Source organism: Actinomadura macrotermitis, assembly GCF_009604375.1.
Lineage (GTDB): Bacteria > Actinomycetota > Actinomycetes > Streptosporangiales > Streptosporangiaceae > Spirillospora > Spirillospora macrotermitis.
The window spans coordinates 1708803-1728814 of the sequence record NZ_WEGH01000002.1; the positions used below are offsets into that span (position 1 = coordinate 1708803).

Below are 20012 nucleotides of genomic sequence, written 5' to 3' on the forward strand. Positions count from 1 at the left end.
GCGGGGGACGCCGGTTGAGCAAGGATCTGGACGAGGCGCACGCGGCGTTCTACGCCGCGTTCGAGGCCGGCGACCTGGACCGGATGGCGGACCTGTGGGCCGACGGCCCGTTCGCCGCCGGGGTCAGCTGCGTGCACCCGGGCTGGCCGATGCTGCGGGGCCGCGACGAGGTGCTGCGGTCCTGGGCGCTGATCATGGCGAACACGACCTACATCCAGTTCGTGCTGACCGACGTCGAGGCCGACGTTTACGGCGACCACGCCGTGGTCACGTGCAAGGAGAACGTCCTCACCGCCGACGAGGAGAGCGAGGAGGGGTTCCTCGCCGGGGGCAGCATCGTGGCCACCAAGGTGTTCGTCCGCGACGGCGGGGAATGGCGGCTGCTGCTCCACCACGGTTCACCCATTCTCAACAGCGCAGAGGAAGAATGACTCTCGACCGGATCGAACTGAGCGGGCTGCGCGCCCGGGGCCGGCACGGGGTGCTGGCGGCCGAGCGCGAGCTCGGCCAGGAGTTCGTGGTGGACGTGGCGCTCGGGCTGGACACCCGTCCCGCCGCCGCGTCCGACGATCTTTCGCGTACCGTCGACTACGGATCGCTCGCGAGCCGGCTCGTCGCCGTGGTGGAGGGGGAGCCGGTCGATCTGATCGAAACGCTGGCGGACCGGCTGGCGAAGATCTGTCTGGAGGACCCGAACGTGGCGGAGGCGGAAGTCACCGTGCACAAGCCGGGCGCCCCCGTGCCGCATCCCTTCACGGACGTCGCCGTGAAGATCAGGAGGAGTCGCCCATGACAGCGTCCGACCGCATGCCCGACCGCACCGCGACCGGCGGCCACATGCTCGTCCAGCACCGGGTCGTGTTCTCGCTCGGCAGCAACCTCGGCGACCGCCTGGAGAACATCCAGGACGCCATCGACACGCTGTTCGACGCGCCGGGCCTGACGTTCGTCGCGGTGTCGCCGGTCTACGAGACCGCGCCGTTCGCGCCGCCCGGCGAGGAGCTGCCCGCCCAGGGCGACTACCTCAACATCGTGCTGGTCGCCGACACCAGGCTGCCGCCGGAGAACCTGCTGGAGCGCGTGCTGAACATCGAGAACTCGATGCGCCGGGTGCGCGAGGTCCGCTGGGGCCCGCGCACGCTGGACATCGACATCGTGCTGTTCGGCGACGTGACCTCCGACGACCCCCACCTCACCCTGCCGCACCCGCGCGCGCACGAGCGGGCCTTCGTGCTCGTGCCGTGGGCCGACATCGAGCCCGACGTGCTGCTGCCGGGCCACGGCCGGGTCGGCGACCTGGCCGGGCCGCTGCGGACCGCGGGCGGTGTGACCCGCCGGGACGACCTGACCCTCCAGCATCCTGCATGAGACCTTCCAAGCCCGGGTTCCTGCTCGCCCTGGTGGCCGTCGTCGCGGTGATCACCTGGGCGGTGGTGCGCACCGCGTACCTGTCGCTGCCGCCGCTGCCGTGGACGGCGGTCCCGACGCTGCTGCTGCTCGCGCTCGGCGAGGTCGTCGCCGGGGTGAACGTGCTGCGCCGCATCCGCCACAAGCCGGGCACGCGGCGGGTGGAGCCGCTGGCGGTGGCGCGGATGGCGGCGTTCGGCAAGGCCAGCGCGCACGCGGCGGCGGTGCTGGCCGGGGTGTTCGCCGGGTTCGCGCTCAGCCTCGGCGGCGCGCTGGACAAGCCGACGCCCCGGCACGACTTCTTCGTCAGCGGCGGGACGGGCCTGGCCGCGCTCGTCCTGGTCGGCGCGGCGTTCTTCCTGGAGTACGCCTGCCGGGTCCCGAAAGACCCCGAGGACGAGGAGCACGGCCAGGGCGTCTCTAGGGCTTGATCAGGTAGGGGATGCCGGCGGTGAGGAAGCGGCGGGGGAACTCGTCGCGCAGCCGCCACAGGCCCGCGTCGATGACGAAGTGCGCCATCACCGCGCCGAGGTAGGCGCCGTACAGGGCGCGGCCGAGGACGTCCGGCGAGCCGTGCAGGTGGGCGGCCTGGGCGAGCGCGATGCCGCCGAGGACGCCCACCGTCATCATGATCGTCAGGCCGGTGCCGGGGCGGCGGCCGGGGCGCGGCGCGCCCGCCAGCAGGCCGACGATCAGCAGGTACTGGTAGCCGTGCGCGATCGTCAGGCCGGCGACGGCCGCGTAGGGGGACGTGAACGCGAACACCGGCGCGAAGAACAGCAGCGAGATCAGGTAGATCGCGACGAAGGCGGGCGGGCGGGCCTGCCGCCGCGCCAGGCCGTACAGGCCGATCCCGACGCCCGCCGCGAAGACCGCGAGCGCGGCCGGGAACAGGAAGCGCAGCCGCGGGTCGACGCCGAGCTGGAGCAGTTCGGGGTGGCTGATCAGGCCCGCGATGCCGCCGACCCCGGCGACGACGATGCCGAGGCGCTCGAACCGCGCGACCGAGCCGCTGCGCTGAGAGACCCCGGCGAGGGCGGCCATGCCGAGGTTCTGCTTCTGGAAGTGGAAGAACTGCCAGGCGAAGTAGGCCAGCAGGGCCCATTCGAGGTGCTTGTAAGGGACGACCGCGGCGGCGGCGGCCGTTCCGGCGATGAGGGCGGCCGGGGCGATGACGTAGCGGCCGGGGTGGGCGCGGGCGTGCGCGCGGATCTCGGGCAGCGTGTAGAACCAGGCCGTCGAGGCGACGTGCACCGACGAGCCGAGGAACAGCAGGGCGCCGAGGGCCGCGCCGGGCCCGTCCGCCGCCGCCGGGGCGAGCGCGATCGCGGCCGCGAACGCCCCGAGCGAGAGCAGGATCGTGCCCGCCAGCCAGGTGCGGCGCAGCGTCCGGAACACCGGCGGCGGCGCCGGGACGGTGGCGGGAGCGGTCATGAGGGGTCAGCCGCCGCCGCAGGCGCCGGCGGCGTTGGCCGGGTCGGTCAGGATGAGGAACGCGATCACGGCCGCCATGAGGACGGTCAGCACCGCCGCCGGGATGGCGAGCGACAGCACCACGGTCTTGCGCCGGCCGCCGCCGGCGGGCGCGGGCTGTTCCCAGGCCGTCCAGGCGGGCTCGGGGGACATTTGGGTCATAAAAGCTCCTTCCGTCATGCATGGGATGCGGGAAGGAGCCCCTCGGTTCACTTGTCGATGTCGCCGACCACGAAGAACATCGAGCCGAGGATCGCCACCATGTCGGCGATCAGGGTGCCCGGCAGCATCTCCGACAGGACCTGGATGTTGCTGAACGACGCCGACCGCAGCTTCATCCGCCACGGCGTCTTCTCGCCGCGCGACACCAGGTAGTAGCCGTTCAGGCCGAGCGGGTTCTCGGTCCAGGCGTAGGTGTGGCCCTCGGGGACCTTCAGCACCTTCGGCAGCCGCTGGTTGATCGGGCCCGGCGGCAGGTCGGCCATCCGGTCCAGGCAGGCGTCGGCCAGGTCCAGGGAGGCGTGCACCTGGTCCAGCAGGCACTCGAACCGGGCCAGGCAGTCGCCCTCGGCGCGGGTGACCACGCGCACGTCCAGCTCGCCGTAGGCCAGGTAGGGCTCGTCGCGGCGCAGGTCGAAGTCGACGCCGGACGCCCGCGCGATCGGCCCGGACACCCCGTACTGCAGGATCTGCTCGCGCGACAGCACGCCGACGCCCCGGGTGCGGGCCCGGAAGATCTCGTTGCCCATGATCAGGTCGGCGATGTCGTCCATCCGGGAGCGGACCGCGGCCACGGCGTGCCGGACCCGCTCGCCCCAGCCGAGCGGCAGCTCCTCCTTCAGGCCGCCGACCCGGTTGAACATGTAGTGCATCCGGCCGCCGGAGACCTCCTCCATGACCCGCTGCAGCTCCTCGCGCTCGCGGAACGCGTAGAAGATCGGGGTGATCGCGCCGACCTCCAGCGGGTAGGAGCCGAGGAACATCAGGTGGTTCAGCACCCGGTTCAGCTCGGCCAGCAGCGTGCGCGCCCACACCGCGCGCTCGGGCACCTCCATGCCGAGCATCCGCTCCACCGCCAGCACCACGCCGAGCTCGCTGGAGAACGCCGACAGCCAGTCGTGCCGGTTGGCCAGCACGATGATCTGCCGGAAGTCGCGGACCTCGAACAGCTTCTCGGCGCCCCGGTGCATGTAGCCGACGATCGGCTCGGCGGAGCGGATGCGCTCGCCGTCCAGGGCGAGCCGCAGCCGCAGCACCCCGTGCGTGGACGGGTGCTGCGGGCCGATGTTGAGGATCATGTCCTCGGTGGCCAGCTCCTTGGCCCCCGCGCCGATGCCGACGATCCGCTCCGTGCTCATGGCCGCTCCTCAGTCCAGAGCCCGCGCGCCCACCCGGTGCTCATACGCGCCCTCCTGCGATCACCTGCTCATCGTCCCATGGCGAACCATGCCGCTTTTCCGGTTGACTAGGGGGCAATGAACGCAACCCATGGCGAATCACCCCACGAGCCGCCTGCGGGGCCGATGCCCTCCGGACCGGCGGCTCCGGCGGTCCCCGTACCGGACGGCCTCGTGCAGGACGGCCCCGCGCCGGCCGGACCTGTGCCGGCCGGTCCCGTACCGGCGGGCCCGCCGGTGGCGCACGCCTACCCCCAGCGGCCCGAGTACGCGGCGGACCAGGCGTTCGAGCCCGGCAGCGGCCTGCACTGGATGCGGCTGTCGCGGCGCCACCCGTGGGAGCGGCGGATCATGGCGGCGGTGTGGGCGGTGCCCGTCGCCGCCGTCGGGGCGTTCGTGTTCGCGCAGGGCGGCGGCGCGGCGGGCGGGCTGCTGTGGGTGGCGCTGGTCGTCCTCGGCACCGTGCTGGCCTGGATCGTCGCCGAGCTGGCGTACCGGTCCTACGGGTACGCCGAGCGCGCCGACGACCTGATCGTCACGCACGGGGTGTTCGTGAGGCGCCTCATCGTCGTCCCCTACGGGCGGATGCAGTTCGTCGACGTCACCGCCGGGCTGCTGGAGCGGTGGATGGGCGTCGCGACGGTGCGGATGCACACCGCCGCCGCCGCGACCGACGCCCGCATCCCGGGCCTGCCGGCCGCCGAGGCCTCCCTGCTGCGCGACCGGCTCGCCCAGAAGGGCGAGGAGCGGAGCATGGGGCTATGAGCGGTCCGTACGCTCCCGGCCCCTACGGGCCCTACGGGCAGCGTCCGCCCCACGCGGCGCCGCCGCCCGGGTACGGGCCCCCGCAGCCCGGCCAAGGCCCGCCGCGGCCCGGCTACGGCCCCCCGCGGCCCACGTTCATGCCGCCGCACTATCCGCCGCCGCAGTACGGCCCGCCGCAGCAGCCCTACGGCTACCTGCCGCAGCCGCCGCCGCCCGTGCGGTTCTCCGAGGGCACGCACCGGCTGCACTGGGCGACGATCCCGCTCCGCGCGTTCGTGTTCATGGTCATCTACTTCGCGCTGCTCGGCTTCCCGCTGCTGCTGACCCGCACCGAGAACGGCGCCCGCTTCCTGGACGCCCCCGAGGTGCTGCTGCGCTTCCTGGTCGTGACCGTCCCGTTCATGATGGTCGCGACCGGCGCCGCGCTGTGGGGCTGGTTCGCGGTGCGGTTCCGGGTGGACGGCGACGACCTGGTCGTGGAGAACGGCGTGCTGCGCAAGCGCGCGCGCCGCATCCCGCTGTCGCGGGTGCAGGCGATCGACCTGGTCCGGCCGCTGATGACGCGGATCTTCGCGCTCACCGAGGTGCGGGTGGAGCTGGCGGGCGGCGAGCAGAGCGAGATCGTGCTGCGCTACCTCGGCCGCGGCGCCGCCCAGCAGCTGCGCGCCGAGCTGCTCGCGCGCGCCGCCGGGCTGCCCGGCCACACCCCCGAGGCGCCCGAGCGGCCGCTGTGGCGGCTGTCGTTCGGCGCGCTGCTCGGCTCGCTGGTGTTCCGGCTGCCGGTCCTGGCCACGATCGTGCTGTTCTTCGTCTCGCTGATCTACATGCTGCTGTTCAGGGAGGGCGGCATGCTGGCGGTCGCCGTCCCGGCGCTGCTCGGCCTGATCCGCGCGGTGTTCGCGCCGATGGTGATGTACGCCGGGTTCACCGTGGCGATGTCGCCCGACGGCGTCCGGCTGCGCTACGGCCTGCTGGAGACCCGGATGCAGACGGTCCCGCCGGGCCGGGTGCAGGCGATCGGGCTGGTCGAGCCGGCGCTGTGGCGGGCGATCGGGTGGGCCCGGCTGGAGGTCACCGTCGCCGGGTACGCCGGCGAGCGGCAGGCGTTGTCGTCGGTGCTGCTGCCGGTGGCGCCCCGGCACGTCTGCCTGTACCTGATGTCGCAGATCTTCCCGGGCACCAACGTGGACGCGGTCGCGCTGCTGCCCGCGTCGGCCAAGGCGATCGCGCTGGACCGGGCCGACGGCGCCGGCACCGACGACGCGATCTTCGTGTCCCGGCACGGCTGGCCGGGCCGCCGCACCGACGTGATCGCGCACGCCCGCGCGCAGAGCGTGCGGCTCACCGTCAACCCGCTGCAGCGGCTGCTCGGCCTGGCCACCGTGCACGTGGACGCGCCGCCCGGTCCCGTCCGGGTCGCCGCGGCCGACCGCGACCTCGGCGAGGCGCGCGCGATCGTGGAGTCGACGGCGCGGCGGGCGCGCGCGGCGCGCCGCGCGGGCGGCGAGAAGGCGCGCTGGGCCCGCTGACCGGGGCATATTGTCGGGCATGACGGAAAACCTGTACGACCCGTGGTCCTCTGAGTTCGTCGCCGACCCCTACCCCGCGTTCGAGCGGCTGCGGGAGACCGACCCGGTGTTCTTCCACGAGCCGACCGGCCAGTGGGTGATCAGCCGGTACGCCGACGTCGACGTGCTGCTGCGCGACCGCCGCCTCGGCCGCTCCTACCTGCACCTGGCCACGCACGAGGAGTTCGGGCAGACCGCCGAACCGGAGTTCCTACGCCCGTTCTGGGACCTGGTCCGGGCCGGGATGCTCGACGTCGAGCCGCCCGTGCACACCCGGCTGCGGCGCCTGGTCGCCAAGGCGTTCACCGCGCGGATGGTGGAGGGGCTGCGCCCGATGGTCCGGTCGCTGGCCGAGGAGCTGGCCGGCGGGCTGGCCGCGCGGGGCGGCGGCGACCTGCTGGCCGAGGTCGCCGAGCCGCTGCCGGTGAACGTGATCGCCGAGATGCTCGGGGTGCCCGCGTCCGACCGGGCGCTGCTGCGGCCCTGGTCGGCCGACATCTGCGGCATGTACGAGCTGAACCCGTCGCGGGAGGCGCAGGAGACCGCGGTGCGCGCCGCGGTGGAGTTCTCCGCATACCTGCGGGAGCTGGCGCGGGCCCGCCGCGCCGACCCGCGCGACGACCTGATCAGCGCCCTCGCCCAGGTCGCCGACGAGGGCGACCGGCTCACCGAGGACGAGCTCGTCGGCACCTGCGTGCTGCTGCTGAACGCCGGGCACGAGGCGACCGTGAACGCCACCGGCAACGGCTGGTGGGCGCTGTTCCGCAACCCCGGCGAGCTGGCCCGGCTGCGCGCCGACCACGCGCTGGTCCCGACGGCGGTGGAGGAGATGCTGCGCTACGACACACCCGCGCCGATGTTCGAGCGGTGGGTGCTGGCCGACATCGAGGTCGCCGGCGTGCACATCCCGAAGGGCGCCGAGGTGGCGCTGCAGTTCGCGTCCGCCAACCGCGACCCCAAGGTGTTCCCCGCCCCGGCGCGGATGGACGTGGCCCGCGACCCCAACCCGCACATCTCCTTCGGGCTCGGCATCCACTACTGTCTCGGCGCGCCGCTCGCCCGCATCGAGATGGCCGAGTCGCTCGGCGCGCTCCTGCGCGCCGCGCCCGGGATGCGCCTGGCCGCCGAGCCGAAGTGGAAGCCCGGCTACGTCCTGCGCGGCCTTCAGGGCCTCGACGTGGAGATCTGAGCCGGCAGCGGGACGCCGGCCGCCTGGACCAGCCAGCCGAAGCCGCCGAGGCCGGCCGGGTCGGTGAGCTCGGCGTCCTCGCCCGCCGCGCAGAGCGCCGCCAGGTAGCCGCGCGGGTCGCGGTGGGCCAGGTCCAGCGGCGGGCGGGCGCCGGACAGGCCGAGGCCGCGCAGCGCGGCGCGCTGGGTGGTCAGCAGCGTCGCGTCCGCGCCCGCCCGCTCCCCGGCGGTGGCGCAGGCGTCCAGCGCGACGTGCGCGGTGACGTCGCAGGAGCCGTCGGGGACGGCGGGCACCGTCGCGCCGTCGCGGTAGCCGGTGAGCGTCCCGTAGACGGGCCGGGCGGCGCGCTCGTGCGCGTAGTCGATCGCGACGGCCACGCCGCGCTCCAGCCGCCCGATCACCGCCGCCCAGGCGGCGCAGCGCGGCGCGCCGAGCTCGGCGCGGTCGCCCGGCTCGCGCAGCGGCCACCAGCGCTCCAGCCACGCCAGCTCGGCGGCGGACGGCTCGGGGCCGGGCCGCTCGGCGCCGGTCGCCGGGTCGACCAGCAGCGTGCGGGGGCCGGCGGGGGTCTGCTCGACCACGTCCAGCGGCACGTTGTCGAGCCACTCGTTGGCGATGACCAGGCCGGTGACCGCTTCGGGCAGGTCCGCGCGCCAGCGCACCGCGGCCGGGACGTCCGGCGGGCGCGGCGCGATCTCCACCGCGACCGGGGCGAGCCGGGCCGCCAGCGCGGGATCGGCGGCCTCCAGGACGTGCGCGAGCAGCCGGCCCGAGCCGGCGCCGACGTCGACCAGGTCCAGCCGGGCGGGGTTGCCGAGCGCGTCGTCCACCTCGGCGAGCAGCCGGGCGACCGCGCCGGCGAACCGCGGCGAGGCGTGCACGGACGTGCGGAAGTGCTCGGCGGGCCGCTCCCCGCGCCGGTAGAAACCGCCCTCGCCGTACAGCGCCCGCTCCATCGCGGTACGCCAGGTCGCCCACGCCGCCACGGCAGTGACGTTACCGCCCTTCGCGGCCCATCCCTGCGGCCGATGCGGGTCAGACCTGCGGTCGATGCCGGATGACCTGCGGTTACCTACGCTGGAGGCATGATGGGCAGGCTGTGGGACTGGTGGCGCGCCCGGCGCGTGCTGGTGGACGCCGCGTTCGTCGTGCCGTTCCTGCTGCTCGTGGCGCTGTCCGCGAGCTCGGAGACCAACCCGAGGAACCCCACGTACGTGCCGTGGGGCTGGTACGTCTTCTTCTCGGTGGCGCTGCTGGTCCCGCTGGTGGTGCGGCGGCGCTGGCCGCGGTCGGTGTTCGCGGCGGTCGCGCTGCTCTGCTTCGCCCAGTGGCTGCTCCACATCCGGATGATCCCGTCCGACATGGCGATCCTCGTAGCCCTGTACACCGTCACCGCGTACTGCGCGTTCCGCTGGGGGCTCGCCGCGCTCGTGGTCGCCTTGGCGGGCGTGGTGATGGAGACCACGCAGCAGATGGGCTCGTGGAAGCACATGCGCATGCCGCTGCTGTTCTTCTCCACCTTCATCGTCGGCGTCTGGCTCCTCGGTCTGCACATGCGGACCCGCCGCCAGTACCTGCGGTCGCTGGAGGAGCGCGCCGAGCGGCTGGAGCGCGAACGCGACACCGAGGTGCAGATCGCGCGGGCCGGCGAGCGCGCGCGCATCGCCCGCGAGCTGCACGACGTGGTGGCGCACAACGTGAGCGTGATCGTGGTGCAGGCCGACGGCGCGTCGTTCGCCATCGACACCGACCCGGCGCGCGCCAAGCAGGCCCTCACCACGATCGGCGACACCGGGCGGCTCGCGCTCGCCGAGATGCGGCGGCTGCTCGGCGTGCTGCGCGCCGAGGACGACTCCGGCGCCTACGCGCCGCAGCCGGGCGTCGAGCAGCTCACCGAGCTGGTCGAGCAGATCCGCGCGGCCGGGCTGCCGGTGACGGTGCGGGTCGCCGGGGTGCCGCTGGAGGTGTCGCAGGGCCGCCAGCTGACGATCTTCCGGGTGGTGCAGGAGGCGCTGACCAACACCCTCAAGCACGCCGGACCCCGCGCGTCGGCCGACGTGATGCTGCACTATGGCGACGACGCCGTCGACGTCGTGGTGATGGACGACGGCCGGGGCGCCGCGGCCGTCGTCGACGGGTACGGGCACGGCCTGATCGGCATGCGCGAGCGGGTCGCGGTGTACGGCGGGCAGGTGCGCGCCGCGCCGCGCGCCGGCGGCGGCTTCGAGGTGGCCGCGCGGATTCCGGTGCGCGAGGAGGCCCGGGCCTGACCGGCCCGGCGGGGAGGGGACGCTGGTGATCCGTGTGGTGCTGGTCGACGACCAGGAGCTGGTGCGGGCGGGGTTCACGATGGTGCTGGACGCCCAGCCCGACATCGAGGTCGTCGGCGAGGCCGGGGACGGCGGCCACGCCCTGGAGCTGCTCGCCGCGACCACGGCCGACGTGGTGCTGATGGACGTGCGGATGCCGCGGATGGACGGGATCGAGGCGACCGGCCGGATCGTGTCCGGGGGCTTCCCTGGGGACCCCAAGGTGATCATCTTGACCACCTTCGACCTGGACGAGTACGCGTTCGCCGCGATCAAGGCGGGCGCGGCGGGGTTCATGCTGAAGGACGCCGGGCCGGCCCAGCTGGTCGAGGCGATCCGCGCGGTGCACTCGGGCGACGCGGTCGTCGCGCCCTCCACCACCCGGCGGCTGCTCGACCGGTTCGCGCTGCATCTGCCCGACGCCGGGCGGCGGCCGCACCGGGCGCTGGACACCCTCACCGAGCGCGAGCGCGAGGTGCTGCTGGAGGTGGCGCGCGGGCTGTCCAACGCCGAGATCGCCGGGCGGCTGTTCGTGTCCGAGGCCACGGTGAAGACCCATATGGGACGCATCCTGACAAAGCTCGGATTGCGGGACCGGGTCCAGGCGGTCGTGTTCGCTTACGAGACAGGGCTCGTCAAGAGCGGCCAAACGGGCGACCCGCTGTAGCAAGGGGATGACCCTGTGGTGGCCTTTTGTGTTCAAGCTTGGGTCACCGTTTCCCTTACCAATGAGTAGCTGGGTAGTTACCGTACGTGATGCCACCAGCGGTGACATCGCGCTGATGTGAATGTCAGTCGGGCCTTTCGGGCCCCTACGTACGGGAGGACCAACGTGCTCAAGAAGCTCGCCGTCACCGGCGGCCTCGGCCTGGCCGTCGCCGCCTCGGCGCTCACCGCCACACCCGCCAGCGCCGATATCGACACCACCGGCCACGGAAGCCTGCTGGGCGGCAACCAGCTGATCCTGCCGATCTCGGTCCCGGTCAACGCCTGCGGCAACGCGGTGGCCGTCCTCGGCCTCGCCAAGTCCGGCGGCTGCAAGGGCAGCAGCGCGGTGGTGTCCAACGACTTCAGCACCCACGGCGGCTACCACAAGCACGGGCATCACTGACCAAGGCGCAGGGCGTTCCACACGCCCGGACACGGACGCCGGAGACCCGCGCGGGTCTCCGGCGTTCGCGCTGTGTACGACCTGAGTCGTACGCGGCGCGCCGGACCAGCCGAACGGCTGACGTGATCGTGGCCGCAGGTCCGATGGCGGCGGGGCCGCCGGTTCCTAGCGTTGGCAGGGTCGTCAGGGCCCCGCCGCAGGGGCCGTCGCATCCGCGTTGAGGAGTCATCGTGACCAGCACGTTCGCCGGCCCGCCGGCCGAGGCGCCGGGCGCCGCCGCGCCGCCCGCCGTCGTGGCCACCGGGGTGTCCAAGATGTACGGCTCGGGCGACGCGGCGGTGCACGCGCTGCGCGGGGTCAGCGTGGGCTTCGCCAAGGGCGCCTTCACCGCGATCATGGGGCCGTCGGGGTCCGGCAAGTCGACGCTGATGCACTGCCTGGCCGGCCTGGACACCATCGACGGCGGCACGGTGCTGCTCGGCGACACCGAGATCACCGGGCTCGGCGACAAGCAGCTCACGCTGCTGCGCCGCGAGCGCGTCGGGTTCGTCTTCCAGGCGTTCAACCTGCTGCCGACGCTCACCGCCGAGCAGAACATCCTGCTGCCGCTGGAGCTGGCCGGGCGCAGGCCCGACCGCGGCTGGTTCGACCAGGTGGTGGACGTGGTCGGGCTGCGCGACCGGCTGCACCACCGGCCGGGCGAGCTGTCGGGCGGCCAGCAGCAGCGGGTCGCGTGCGCGCGGGCGCTGGTCGCCCGGCCCGAGGTGATCTTCGCGGACGAGCCGACCGGCAACCTGGACTCGCGCGCGGGCGCCGAGGTGCTCGGCTTCCTGCGCGCCTCGGTCCGCGAGATGGGCCAGACGATCGTCATGGTCACCCACGACCCGGTCGCCGCCTCCTACGCCGACCGGGTGGTGTTCCTGCGCGACGGGCAGATCGTCACCGAGCTGTACCGGCCGACCCCGGACACCGTCCTGGACCGGCTGAAGAGCCTGGGCGGCTGAGCCCGATGCTGCGCACCACACTGGCGGGCCTGCTCGCCCACAAGCTGCGGCTGCTGCTCACCGCGGTCGCCATCACCCTCGGCGTCGGGTTCATCTCCGGCACGTTCGTGCTGACCGACACCATGGACGCCGGCGTCGCCGAGTCCTTCGCCCGGTCGGCCGGGAAGGTCGACACCGCGGTGCTGCCGCCGGAGGGCCGCGACGGCGTCCCCGCCGCACTGCTCGGCAGGATCCGCGGCGTGCCCGGCGTCACCGCCGTGCACGGCGTGGTCAAGGGCGACGCCCCGCTGCTCGGCCGCGACGGCAAGGTCGTCGGCGACCAGGCCACCGTCGGCACCTCGGTGCCGGCCGGGCGGCTGCTGCGCTACGACGTCACCAAGGGCCGGGTGCCGGCCGGGCCGGACCAGGCCGTGGTCGACACCAAGGTCGCCGAGCGCGAGAAGTACACGGTCGGCGACACCGTCACCGTGCTGGACGCCCAGCGCCGGCCGCACCGGTTCACCCTCGTCGGGCTGGTCGACTTCGGCATCGAGCCCGACATCGGCATGCGCGGCGCGGTCGGCTTCGACCCGGCCACCGCGGTCGCGATGACCGGGGCCAAGAGCTACCACGAGATCGACGTCGCCGGGGCGTCGCCCGCCGCGGTCGCCGCGGCGACCGGCGGCGGCTACCAGGTGCTGAGCGGCAAGCGGCTCGGCGAGAGGCTGGCCAAGTCCGCGGGCGCCGACACCGAGGTCATCCAGACCGGGCTGCTGATCTTCGGGCTGGTCGCCATGCTGGTCTCGGCGCTGGTCATCTACAACACCTTCGCCATCCTGATCGCCCAGCGCACCCGCGAGATGGCGCTGCTGCGCTGCGTCGGCGCCTCGCGCCGCCAGGTCTTCGGCGGCGTGGTGCTGGAGGCGGCCGTGGTCGGCCTGGTCGGCTCGCTGCTCGGGCTGGCCGCCGGGCTCGGCCTCGGCGCCGGCGCGCTCGCGCTGATCAACGCGCTCGGCGCCCGCATCCCGGCCGAGGGCGCCACGCTCACCCCGCGCACCGTGCTGATCGGCCTCGCCGTCGGCGTGCTGGTCACCGTCGCGTCCGCGCTGCTGCCGGCCCGCGCCGCCACCCGCGTCGCGCCGATCGCGGCGCTGCGCAGCGAGCCCGAGCCCGGCAGCGGCCGGTTCCGGCTCGGCCGGGTGCGGATCGCGCTCGCCGCGCTGTTCGCGCTGCTCGGCATCGGCGCCGGGGTGGCCGGGTCGCTCGGCATGGCCAAGGGGCCGACCGCGATGTACGTGGTGGCGTTCGCCGGCGCGATGGCCTTCCTCGGGGTGATCGCGGTGATGCCCGCGCTGGTCCGCCCGCTCGCCCGCGCCGCCGGGGCGGTCCCGGCGCGGCTCGGCGGCGTGCCCGCCCGGCTCGCCGTGGCGAACGCGCAGCGCACGCCGCGCCGCACCGCGACCACCACGATCGCGCTGACGATCGGGGTCGGGCTGATGACGCTGTTCGCCGTCGTCGCCGCGGGCGGCAAGGCGACCGCCGACAAGCAGATCACCAAGCAGTTCCCGGTCGACTTCCAGATCCAGGCGCAGTACACCTCCGGCACCGGCCGCGACCGCGGGCTCGTCCCGCACGGGCTCACCGAGCGGCTGCGCGGCCGCGCCGAGCTCGCCTCGGTGATGGAGATCCGCGAGGACGAGGCCAAGGCGAGCGGGCGGGACGTGACGCTGACCACCGTCACCCGGTCCGCGCTCGGCACCCTGATCAAGCCGAAGTTCACCAGCGGGTCGCTGGCCGCGCTCGGCCCCGGCACCGCCGTGGTGAACGCCGAGACCGCCAAGGGGCGGGGCTGGCGGATGGGGCAGACCGTCCAGGTGGCCGCCAAGGGCGGCACGCTGCCGCTGCGGATCGCCGGGATCTACGCCAACGACCTGCCGCTCGTCGGCCTGCTGGTGCCCGAGGACGTCTTCGACCGCCTCACCCCGGTCCGGGACGCCCGCGCGGTGTTCGCCAAGGCCGCGGACGGGGCGTCGGCGGCGGCCGCCCGCACCGCGGTGACCGACGCGGCCCGGCCCTACCCGGCCGTCAAGGTGGCCTCGCAGGCCGAGATCAGGGAGCAGATGACCGACGCCATCGACACCATCTTGATGATCTTCGGCGGGCTGCTCGCGCTGGCGATCGTGATCGCGCTGTTCGGCATCGCCAACACCCTGACGCTGTCGGTGGTGGAGCGCACCCGCGAGTCGGCGCTGCTGCGCGCCCTCGGCATCACCAAGCGGCAGCTGCGCCGGATGCTGTCGGTCGAGGCCCTGGTCATGGCCGTGATCGGCGCCTTCACCGGGGTCGTGCTCGGCGTCGCGTTCGGCTGGGCGGCGACCCGCTCGATGGCCGACAGCGCGGTGTTCGCGGTGCCCTACCTGCAGATCGCCGGGTTCATGCTGCTGGCGGGCGCGGCCGGGATGCTCGCCGCCGTGCTGCCCGCACGGCGCGCGGCCAAGGCGTCCATCGTGGAGTCCCTCTCCCACGACTGACGCCGGCGGCGGGCGGGCCCCGCCCCTTGCCGCCCGTACGGGGTGGCGGCGCGGGGGCGGGGCCGCCCGTCCCGGTCGTCGACGCCGTCAGTACTGCTCTGGTCGGCGCTCGAGACCGAGCCGGGGGTGGTCCCGGGGGCTTCGGTGCTCACCGGGTCGCGGTGAGATCACCGTGCGTGACCGGGGTCACGGTCTACTGTTACTCCGACCTGGTGATCCGCTACAAGGGTTCACGGCGGGTGGCGGCCGAAGTGTGGCCCGGCACCCGAGGTCGAGGTGACGTTCGGTGTTCACATCGTCACCGCGAAGTGATGGCACCCGGAGGGCTGGACGCCACCCGGCCCGCGGGTACGCTGGGTCGCGCACGTCCGGTACCCCGCCTTCGAGGACTGGAACGAACCGATGGACCCATTCGCCCCGCCCCCCTTCGGCGCGCCCGCGGACCTGGGGGAACCCGATCCGCGCGACCGGCCCGCCCGGCTCGCCGTCGGCGTCGTCGGCGCAGGGCGCGTCGGCACCGCGCTCGGCGAGGCGCTGGACCGCGCCGGGCACCGCGTCGTCGCCGCGTCGGCGGTCTCCGAGCAGTCCCGGCGGCGCGCCGCCGAACGGCTGCCGGACGCCGCGCTCACCTCCCCGCAGGAGGTGGTCGCCGCCGCCGACCTGGTGCTGCTGACCGTCCCCGACGACGCGCTCGCCGAGCTGGCCGGCGGCCTGGTCGCGACGGGCGCGGACGTGGCGGGCAAGCTCGTCGCGCACACCAGCGGCCGGTACGGCACGGCGGTGCTGAACCCGCTCACCCGCGCCGGCGGGCTGCCGCTCGCGCTGCATCCGGTGATGACCTTCACCGGCCGTCCCGACGACACCGGCCGCCTGTCGGGCGTCTCGTTCGGGGTGACGGCGCCCGACCCGCTGCGGCCGGTCGCCGAGGCGCTGGTGCTGGAGATGGGCGGCGAGCCGGTCTGGATCGCCGAGGACCGCCGCGCGCTCTACCACGCCGCCCTCGCCGGCGGCGCGAACCACCTGGTCACGCTGGTGGTGGAGGCGATGGACCTGCTGCGCGCCGCCGGGGTCGGCGAGCCGGGCCGGATGCTCGGGCCGCTGCTCGGCGCGTCGCTGGACAACGCGCTGCGCCTCGGCCTGGACGGCCTGACCGGCCCGGTCGCGCGCGGCGACGCCGGCACGGTCGCCGACCACGTCGCCGAGCTGGCCCGGGTGTCGCCGGAGGGGCTGCGCGCCTACGTCGCGCTGGCCCGGCTGACGGCCGACCGGGCCCTGGCCGCCGGACTGCTGAAGCCCGAGGACGCCGAGCGGCTCCTCGAAGTGCTGGCCGACTGACCGAGGAGACCGGACGTGACCAAGGAGCAGAGATGACCCCCGTCATCGCCACGACGCGCGAGGAGCTGGCGGCGGTCCGCGCCGGCGCGAAGGGCACGCTGGCGCTGGTGCCGACGATGGGCGCCCTGCACGAGGGGCACCGGTCGCTGATCCGCCGGGCCCGCCAGGACGCCGACGTGGTCGCGGTGAGCGTCTTCGTCAACCCGCTGCAGTTCGGGCCCGGCGAGGACCTGGACCGCTACCCGCGCACGTTCGCCGCGGATGTGGAGGCGTGCGCCGCCGAGGGCGTCGACATCGTCTTCGCGCCCGCCGTCGAGGTCATGTACCCGGGCGGGCGGCCGCAGGTCTCACTGAAGTCGGGGCCGATGGGCGAGCGGGTGGAGGGCCGGACCCGGCCCGGGCACTTCGACGGAATGCTGACCGTCGTGCTGAAGTTGTTCAACCTGGTGGGTCCCGACCTCGCGGTGTTCGGGGAGAAGGACGCCCAGCAGCTCGCCATGATCCGCCGGATGGTCGCCGACCTGAACGTGCCGGTGCGCGTCGTCGGCGCGCCGACGGTGCGCGAGCCGGACGGGCTGGCGCTGTCCAGCCGCAACCGCTACCTGTCGGCGGCCGAGCGCACGACGGCGCTGGCGCTGTCGCGCGCGCTGCGGGCGGGCGCGGACGCGGTCGCCGGCGGCCCGGCGGCGGTCCGGCGGGCCGCGGCCGCGGTGCTGGACGAGGCGGCGTCCGCCGAGCCGCCGCTGCACCTGGACTACCTGGTGCTGGTGGACCCGGCGACCTTCACCGAGGTCGGCGGCGACCACGCCGGCGCGGCCGTGCTCGCGGTGGCGGGCCGGGTCGGCGCCACCCATCTGATCGACAACGTTCCGCTCGCCTTCCCCGGCTGAAATCCCCTGGATACCGGCACCCCCGAAGGAGACCCGATGTTCCGCACGATGTTCAAGAGCAAGATCCACCGCGCCACCGTCACCCAGGCCGACCTGCACTATGTCGGGTCGCTGACGCTGGACCAGGACCTGATGGACGCCGCCGACCTGCTGCCCGGCGAGCAGGTGGCGATCGTCGACATCGACAACGGCGCCCGGCTGGAGACCTACCTGATCGCGGGCGAGCGCGGCTCGGGGATCATCGGCATCAACGGCGCGGCGGCCCGGCTGGTCTCGCCCGGCGACCTGGTGATCATCATCAGCTACGCGCAGATGAGCGACGCCGACGCGCGCGCGTTCGTGCCGCGGGTGGTGCACGTGGACCGCGACAACAAGATCATCTCGCTGGGCTCCGACCCGGCCGAGCCGGTGCCCGGGACCAAGGACGTGCGCGGCGACCTCGTGCACGGCTGATCCGTGCCGGATTGACGCGTTCCAGGCCGCGGACCTGCGCTTTCGTGCGGGTCCGCGGCTTTTGCATGGGGTCGGCCGCCGGAGCATCCCGGGGTTAATGTCACAATGACGAGAACCGACTCCCTCCGAGGAGGGGACATGATCCCTCGTCAGCTCGCCGCCGCCGCCCCCGGCTGGACCACCACCGCCGACGTCGTCGTGATCGGGTCCGGCATCGCCGGCCTGGTCACGGCGCTGCGCTGCCGCCCGCACGGGCGGGTGCTGCTCGTCACCAAGGCGCTGCTGGACGCCGGCTCCACCCGCTGGGCGCAGGGCGGCATCGCCGCCGCGCTCGCCCCCGACGACACCCCCGCCGAGCACCTGGCCGACACCCTGGTCGCCGGCGTCGGCCTCTGCGACGAGGCGGCCGTGCGCGCCCTGGTCACCGAAGGACCGGACGCGGTGCGGCGGCTGATCGCGTTCGGCGCCGAGTTCGACCGCGCCGCCGACGGGGAGATCGCGCTCACCCGCGAGGGCGGCCACCACCGGCGCCGCATCGCGCACGCGGGCGGCGACGCCACCGGCGCCGAGATCAGCCGCGCCCTGCTGGCCGCCCTCAAGGAGGCCGGCATCGAGGTGATCGAGCACGCCCTGGTGCTCGACCTGCTCCGCGACGGCGCCGGGCGCGCCGCCGGCGTCACCCTGCACGTGATGGGCGAGGGCCAGCCGCACGGCGTCGGCGCGGTGCGCGCCCGCGCCGTCGTCCTGGCCACCGGCGGCCTCGGCCAGGTGTTCTCGGCCACCACCAACCCCGAGGTGTCCACCGGCGACGGCGTCGCGCTCGCGCTGCGCGCCGGGGCGGCCGTCGCCGACCTGGAGTTCGTCCAGTTCCACCCGACCGTGCTGTGGCTCGGCGACGGCGCGCGCGGCCGGCAGCCGCTGATCTCCGAGGCCGTCCGCGGTGAGGGCGCCCACCTGGTCGACGCGTCCGGGACGCGGTTCATGGCGGGCCGGCACGAGCTGGCCGAGCTGGCGCCGCGCGACGTGGTCGCCAAGGGGATCACGAACCGGATGCGCGAGACCGGCGCGTCCCACATGCTGCTGGACGCCCGCCACTTCGGCGCCGCGATGTGGGAGCGGCGCTTCCCGACGATCCTGGCCGCCTGCCGCCACCACGGCATCGACCCGGTGACCGAGCCGATCCCGGTCGTCCCGGCGGCGCACTACGCCAGCGGCGGCGTCCGCACCGACCTGCACGGCCGCACCACGGTGCCGGGCCTGTACGCGTGCGGCGAGGCCGCCTGCACCGGCGTGCACGGCGCGAACCGGCTCGCCTCCAACTCGCTGCTGGAGGGCCTGGTGTTCGCCGAGCGGATCGCCGCCGCCATCGCCGCCGACCCGGCCGTGCCGGGGACGCCCGGCGCGGCGCCCGCGCGCGCCGCGCTGCTCGGCCCGGACGCCCGCGCCGAGATCCAGCGGATCATGACGGCGCACGCCGGCGTCATCCGCACCGGGCCGGGCCTCGCCACCGCCGTCCGCGAGCTGGCCGCCCTCCCCGCGGGCGCCGAACCGGGCGTCGCGGCCTGGGAGGCGACCAACCTGCACACGGTCGCGTCGGCCATCGCGGCGGCCGCGCTGCGGCGCGAGGAGACGCGCGGCAGCCACTGGCGCGAGGACTTCCCGGACCTGTCCGCCGCCTGGCGCGGCCACCTGGTCACCCGGCTGGCCGGCGACGGCCTCACCACCACCTTCGAGGAGCACGCATGACCCCCGAACTCACCGCCCGGCTGACCGCCGCCGGCCTCGATCCACAGGCTGTGGAGAACCTGGTGCGGACCGCGCTGGCCGAGGACGGCGGCACCGACGTCACCAGCGAGCCGATCTTCGGCCCGGACGAGACCGCCGCCGGCGCCTTCACCGCCCGCGAGGACGGCGTCGTGGCGGGCGTCCCGGTCGCCGAGACGGTCTTCGAGCTGCTCGGCATCGGCTACGTCGCCAAGGTCGCCGACGGCGACCCCGTCACCGCCGGCCAGGTGCTGATCTCGGTGACCGGGCCGACCCGCGCGGTGCTGCGCGCCGAGCGGATCGCGCTGAACCTGCTCACCCACCTGTCGGGCATCGCCACCGCCACCCGCCGCTGGGCCGACGCGCTGGCGGGCACCAAGGCCCGCGTCCGCGACAGCCGCAAGACGCTGCCGGGCCTGCGCGCCCTGCAGAAGTACGCGGTGCGCTGCGGCGGCGGCGTCAACCACCGGATGGGCCTGCACGACGCCGCGCTGATCAAGGACAACCACGTGGCCGCCGCCGGCTCGGTCACCCGCGCCTACCAGGCGGTCCGCGCCGCCCACCCCGGCCTGCACATCCAGGTCGAGTGCGACACGCTGCCGCAGGTCGAGGAGGCCCTCGCGGTCGGCGCGACGTCGATCCTGCTGGACAACATGACCGTCGCCGAGACGGCCGAGGCGGTCCGGCTGGTCGCCGGCCGCGCCGAACTGGAGGCGAGCGGCGGCCTGACGCTGGACCGGGCCCGAGATGTCGCCGTGACCGGTGTGGACTACCTTGCAGTAGGTGCGCTGACCCACTCGGCGCGCGTGTTCGACATCGGCCTTGACTTCTCCTGAT

21 protein-coding genes are annotated in these 20012 nt (G+C 74.5%); 17 read left to right on the forward strand and 4 right to left on the reverse strand.

Features of this window, described 5'->3' with window-relative positions; translation table 11 throughout:
- Nucleotides 1-14 precede the first annotated feature (14 nt).
- From ACRB68_RS20020 to ACRB68_RS20035, 4 genes are read left to right on the forward strand one after another with little or no spacing between them, the layout of a single operon-like run.
- Complete coding sequence (locus ACRB68_RS20020; protein WP_153534288.1) at nucleotides 15-431, forward strand: nuclear transport factor 2 family protein; 417 nt, start codon at nucleotides 15-17, stop codon at nucleotides 429-431.
- Complete coding sequence (gene folB / locus ACRB68_RS20025) at nucleotides 428-793, forward strand: dihydroneopterin aldolase (RefSeq protein WP_153534290.1); 366 nt, start codon at nucleotides 428-430, stop codon at nucleotides 791-793. Before ACRB68_RS20020 ends, folB begins: the two co-directional genes overlap by 4 nt.
- On the forward strand, nucleotides 790-1368 hold the full coding sequence (gene folK / locus ACRB68_RS20030) for a 2-amino-4-hydroxy-6-hydroxymethyldihydropteridine diphosphokinase (protein ID WP_153534292.1): 579 nt from the start codon (nucleotides 790-792) through the stop codon (nucleotides 1366-1368). The genes folB and folK overlap by 4 nt, the downstream gene beginning before the upstream one ends.
- Entirely contained in the window at nucleotides 1365-1838 is a 474-nt protein-coding gene (locus ACRB68_RS20035; RefSeq protein ID WP_153534294.1) for a DUF3180 domain-containing protein, read from the forward strand. The genes folK and ACRB68_RS20035 overlap by 4 nt, the downstream gene beginning before the upstream one ends.
- Here ACRB68_RS20035 and ACRB68_RS20040 read toward each other — a convergent pair.
- Genes ACRB68_RS20040 through ACRB68_RS20050 form a run of 3 tightly spaced genes read right to left on the reverse strand, consistent with a single transcriptional unit; the run spans nucleotide 1828 to nucleotide 4238 of the window.
- Nucleotides 1828-2841 (reverse strand): hypothetical protein, encoded by a 1014-nt coding sequence (locus tag ACRB68_RS20040; protein ID WP_153534296.1) that lies wholly within the window; start codon nucleotides 2839-2841, stop codon nucleotides 1828-1830. The two genes, ACRB68_RS20035 and ACRB68_RS20040, sit on opposite strands and share 11 nt — an antisense overlap.
- Before the next feature lie 6 nt (nucleotides 2842-2847).
- On the reverse strand, nucleotides 2848-3042 hold the full coding sequence (locus ACRB68_RS20045; RefSeq protein WP_153534298.1) for a hypothetical protein: 195 nt from the start codon (nucleotides 3040-3042) through the stop codon (nucleotides 2848-2850).
- Between the two features lie 47 nt (nucleotides 3043-3089).
- The gene (locus ACRB68_RS20050) at nucleotides 3090-4238 is read right to left on the reverse strand and encodes an NADH-quinone oxidoreductase subunit D (protein WP_153534300.1); all 1149 of its coding nucleotides are present in this window, start codon (nucleotides 4236-4238) and stop codon (nucleotides 3090-3092) included.
- Nucleotides 4239-4514: 276 nt separating this feature from the next.
- On the opposite strand from ACRB68_RS20050, the gene ACRB68_RS20055 reads away from it, so the two are divergent.
- The 3 genes from ACRB68_RS20055 to ACRB68_RS20065 are packed head-to-tail and all read left to right on the forward strand — an operon-like array spanning nucleotide 4515 to nucleotide 7799.
- Nucleotides 4515-5042 carry a PH domain-containing protein gene (locus ACRB68_RS20055; protein ID WP_328594455.1) on the forward strand — a complete coding sequence of 176 codons (528 nt, stop codon included), beginning with the start codon at nucleotides 4515-4517 and terminating at the stop codon, nucleotides 5040-5042.
- Nucleotides 5039-6571: a PH domain-containing protein gene (locus ACRB68_RS20060; protein ID WP_153534304.1), complete on the forward strand. Its 1533-nt coding sequence runs from the start codon at nucleotides 5039-5041 to the stop codon at nucleotides 6569-6571. Before ACRB68_RS20055 ends, ACRB68_RS20060 begins: the two co-directional genes overlap by 4 nt.
- Nucleotides 6572-6590: 19 nt before the next feature.
- Nucleotides 6591-7799 (forward strand): cytochrome P450, encoded by a 1209-nt coding sequence (locus ACRB68_RS20065; RefSeq protein WP_153534306.1) that lies wholly within the window; start codon nucleotides 6591-6593, stop codon nucleotides 7797-7799.
- On the opposite strand, the gene ACRB68_RS20070 is transcribed toward ACRB68_RS20065, so the two are convergent.
- On the reverse strand, nucleotides 7775-8785 hold the full coding sequence (locus ACRB68_RS20070; protein WP_328594457.1) for an SAM-dependent methyltransferase: 1011 nt from the start codon (nucleotides 8783-8785) through the stop codon (nucleotides 7775-7777). The genes ACRB68_RS20065 and ACRB68_RS20070 overlap by 25 nt on opposite strands.
- Nucleotides 8786-8884: 99 nt before the next feature.
- Between ACRB68_RS20070 and ACRB68_RS20075 the strand changes: the two genes are divergently transcribed.
- The 10 genes from ACRB68_RS20075 (at nucleotide 8885) to nadC (ending at nucleotide 20011) form a co-directional block, all read left to right on the forward strand.
- Nucleotides 8885-10069: a sensor histidine kinase gene (locus tag ACRB68_RS20075; RefSeq protein ID WP_153534308.1), complete on the forward strand. Its 1185-nt coding sequence runs from the start codon at nucleotides 8885-8887 to the stop codon at nucleotides 10067-10069.
- 25 nt (nucleotides 10070-10094) lie between these two features.
- Entirely contained in the window at nucleotides 10095-10775 is a 681-nt protein-coding gene (locus ACRB68_RS20080) for a response regulator transcription factor (RefSeq protein ID WP_328594458.1), read from the forward strand.
- A gap of 165 nt (nucleotides 10776-10940) precedes the next feature.
- Nucleotides 10941-11219 (forward strand): chaplin family protein, encoded by a 279-nt coding sequence (locus tag ACRB68_RS20085; RefSeq protein WP_328594459.1) that lies wholly within the window; start codon nucleotides 10941-10943, stop codon nucleotides 11217-11219.
- A 314-nt stretch (nucleotides 11220-11533) separates the two neighbouring features.
- A complete protein-coding gene (locus ACRB68_RS20090) occupies nucleotides 11534-12223 on the forward strand; it encodes an ABC transporter ATP-binding protein (protein ID WP_153535190.1) in 690 nt (229 codons plus the stop codon).
- A 5-nt stretch (nucleotides 12224-12228) separates the two neighbouring features.
- The gene (locus ACRB68_RS20095; protein WP_153534312.1) at nucleotides 12229-14733 is read left to right on the forward strand and encodes an ABC transporter permease; all 2505 of its coding nucleotides are present in this window, start codon (nucleotides 12229-12231) and stop codon (nucleotides 14731-14733) included.
- A gap of 402 nt (nucleotides 14734-15135) precedes the next feature.
- The gene (locus ACRB68_RS20100) at nucleotides 15136-16068 is read left to right on the forward strand and encodes a Rossmann-like and DUF2520 domain-containing protein (RefSeq protein WP_153534314.1); all 933 of its coding nucleotides are present in this window, start codon (nucleotides 15136-15138) and stop codon (nucleotides 16066-16068) included.
- A gap of 32 nt (nucleotides 16069-16100) precedes the next feature.
- Nucleotides 16101-16958 (forward strand): pantoate--beta-alanine ligase, encoded by an 858-nt coding sequence (gene panC, locus ACRB68_RS20105; protein WP_153534316.1) that lies wholly within the window; start codon nucleotides 16101-16103, stop codon nucleotides 16956-16958.
- 36 nt (nucleotides 16959-16994) lie between these two features.
- On the forward strand, nucleotides 16995-17411 hold the full coding sequence (panD, locus tag ACRB68_RS20110; protein WP_153534318.1) for an aspartate 1-decarboxylase: 417 nt from the start codon (nucleotides 16995-16997) through the stop codon (nucleotides 17409-17411).
- A gap of 138 nt (nucleotides 17412-17549) precedes the next feature.
- The gene (locus tag ACRB68_RS20115) at nucleotides 17550-19157 is read left to right on the forward strand and encodes an L-aspartate oxidase (protein WP_153534319.1); all 1608 of its coding nucleotides are present in this window, start codon (nucleotides 17550-17552) and stop codon (nucleotides 19155-19157) included.
- Nucleotides 19154-20011: a carboxylating nicotinate-nucleotide diphosphorylase gene (nadC, locus tag ACRB68_RS42840; RefSeq protein WP_153534321.1), complete on the forward strand. Its 858-nt coding sequence runs from the start codon at nucleotides 19154-19156 to the stop codon at nucleotides 20009-20011. The genes ACRB68_RS20115 and nadC overlap by 4 nt, the downstream gene beginning before the upstream one ends.
- Nucleotide 20012: the final 1 nt, after the last annotated feature.

What these genes read in the sequence shown, in the direction of transcription:
- folB (WP_153534290.1), top strand. Translation starts at nt 428, where the DNA reads ATGACTCTCGACCGGATCGAACTGAGCGGGCTGCGCGCCCGGGGCCGG.
- ACRB68_RS20065 (WP_153534306.1), top strand. Translation starts at nt 6,591, where the DNA reads ATGACGGAAAACCTGTACGACCCGTGGTCCTCTGAGTTCGTCGCCGAC.
- ACRB68_RS20095 (WP_153534312.1), top strand. Translation starts at nt 12,229, where the DNA reads ATGCTGCGCACCACACTGGCGGGCCTGCTCGCCCACAAGCTGCGGCTG.
- ACRB68_RS20115 (WP_153534319.1), top strand. Translation starts at nt 17,550, where the DNA reads ATGATCCCTCGTCAGCTCGCCGCCGCCGCCCCCGGCTGGACCACCACC.
- ACRB68_RS20040 (WP_153534296.1), bottom strand. Translation starts at nt 2,841, where the DNA reads ATGACCGCTCCCGCCACCGTCCCGGCGCCGCCGCCGGTGTTCCGGACG.
- ACRB68_RS20050 (WP_153534300.1), bottom strand. Translation starts at nt 4,238, where the DNA reads ATGAGCACGGAGCGGATCGTCGGCATCGGCGCGGGGGCCAAGGAGCTG.
- panC (WP_153534316.1), top strand. Translation starts at nt 16,101, where the DNA reads ATGACCCCCGTCATCGCCACGACGCGCGAGGAGCTGGCGGCGGTCCGC.
- ACRB68_RS20090 (WP_153535190.1), top strand. Translation starts at nt 11,534, where the DNA reads ATGTACGGCTCGGGCGACGCGGCGGTGCACGCGCTGCGCGGGGTCAGC.
- ACRB68_RS20045 (WP_153534298.1), bottom strand. Translation starts at nt 3,042, where the DNA reads ATGACCCAAATGTCCCCCGAGCCCGCCTGGACGGCCTGGGAACAGCCC.
- panD (WP_153534318.1), top strand. Translation starts at nt 16,995, where the DNA reads ATGTTCCGCACGATGTTCAAGAGCAAGATCCACCGCGCCACCGTCACC.
- ACRB68_RS20075 (WP_153534308.1), top strand. Translation starts at nt 8,885, where the DNA reads ATGATGGGCAGGCTGTGGGACTGGTGGCGCGCCCGGCGCGTGCTGGTG.
- nadC (WP_153534321.1), top strand. Translation starts at nt 19,154, where the DNA reads ATGACCCCCGAACTCACCGCCCGGCTGACCGCCGCCGGCCTCGATCCA.
- ACRB68_RS20100 (WP_153534314.1), top strand. Translation starts at nt 15,136, where the DNA reads ATGGACCCATTCGCCCCGCCCCCCTTCGGCGCGCCCGCGGACCTGGGG.
- folK (WP_153534292.1), top strand. Translation starts at nt 790, where the DNA reads ATGACAGCGTCCGACCGCATGCCCGACCGCACCGCGACCGGCGGCCAC.
- ACRB68_RS20035 (WP_153534294.1), top strand. Translation starts at nt 1,365, where the DNA reads ATGAGACCTTCCAAGCCCGGGTTCCTGCTCGCCCTGGTGGCCGTCGTC.
- ACRB68_RS20060 (WP_153534304.1), top strand. Translation starts at nt 5,039, where the DNA reads ATGAGCGGTCCGTACGCTCCCGGCCCCTACGGGCCCTACGGGCAGCGT.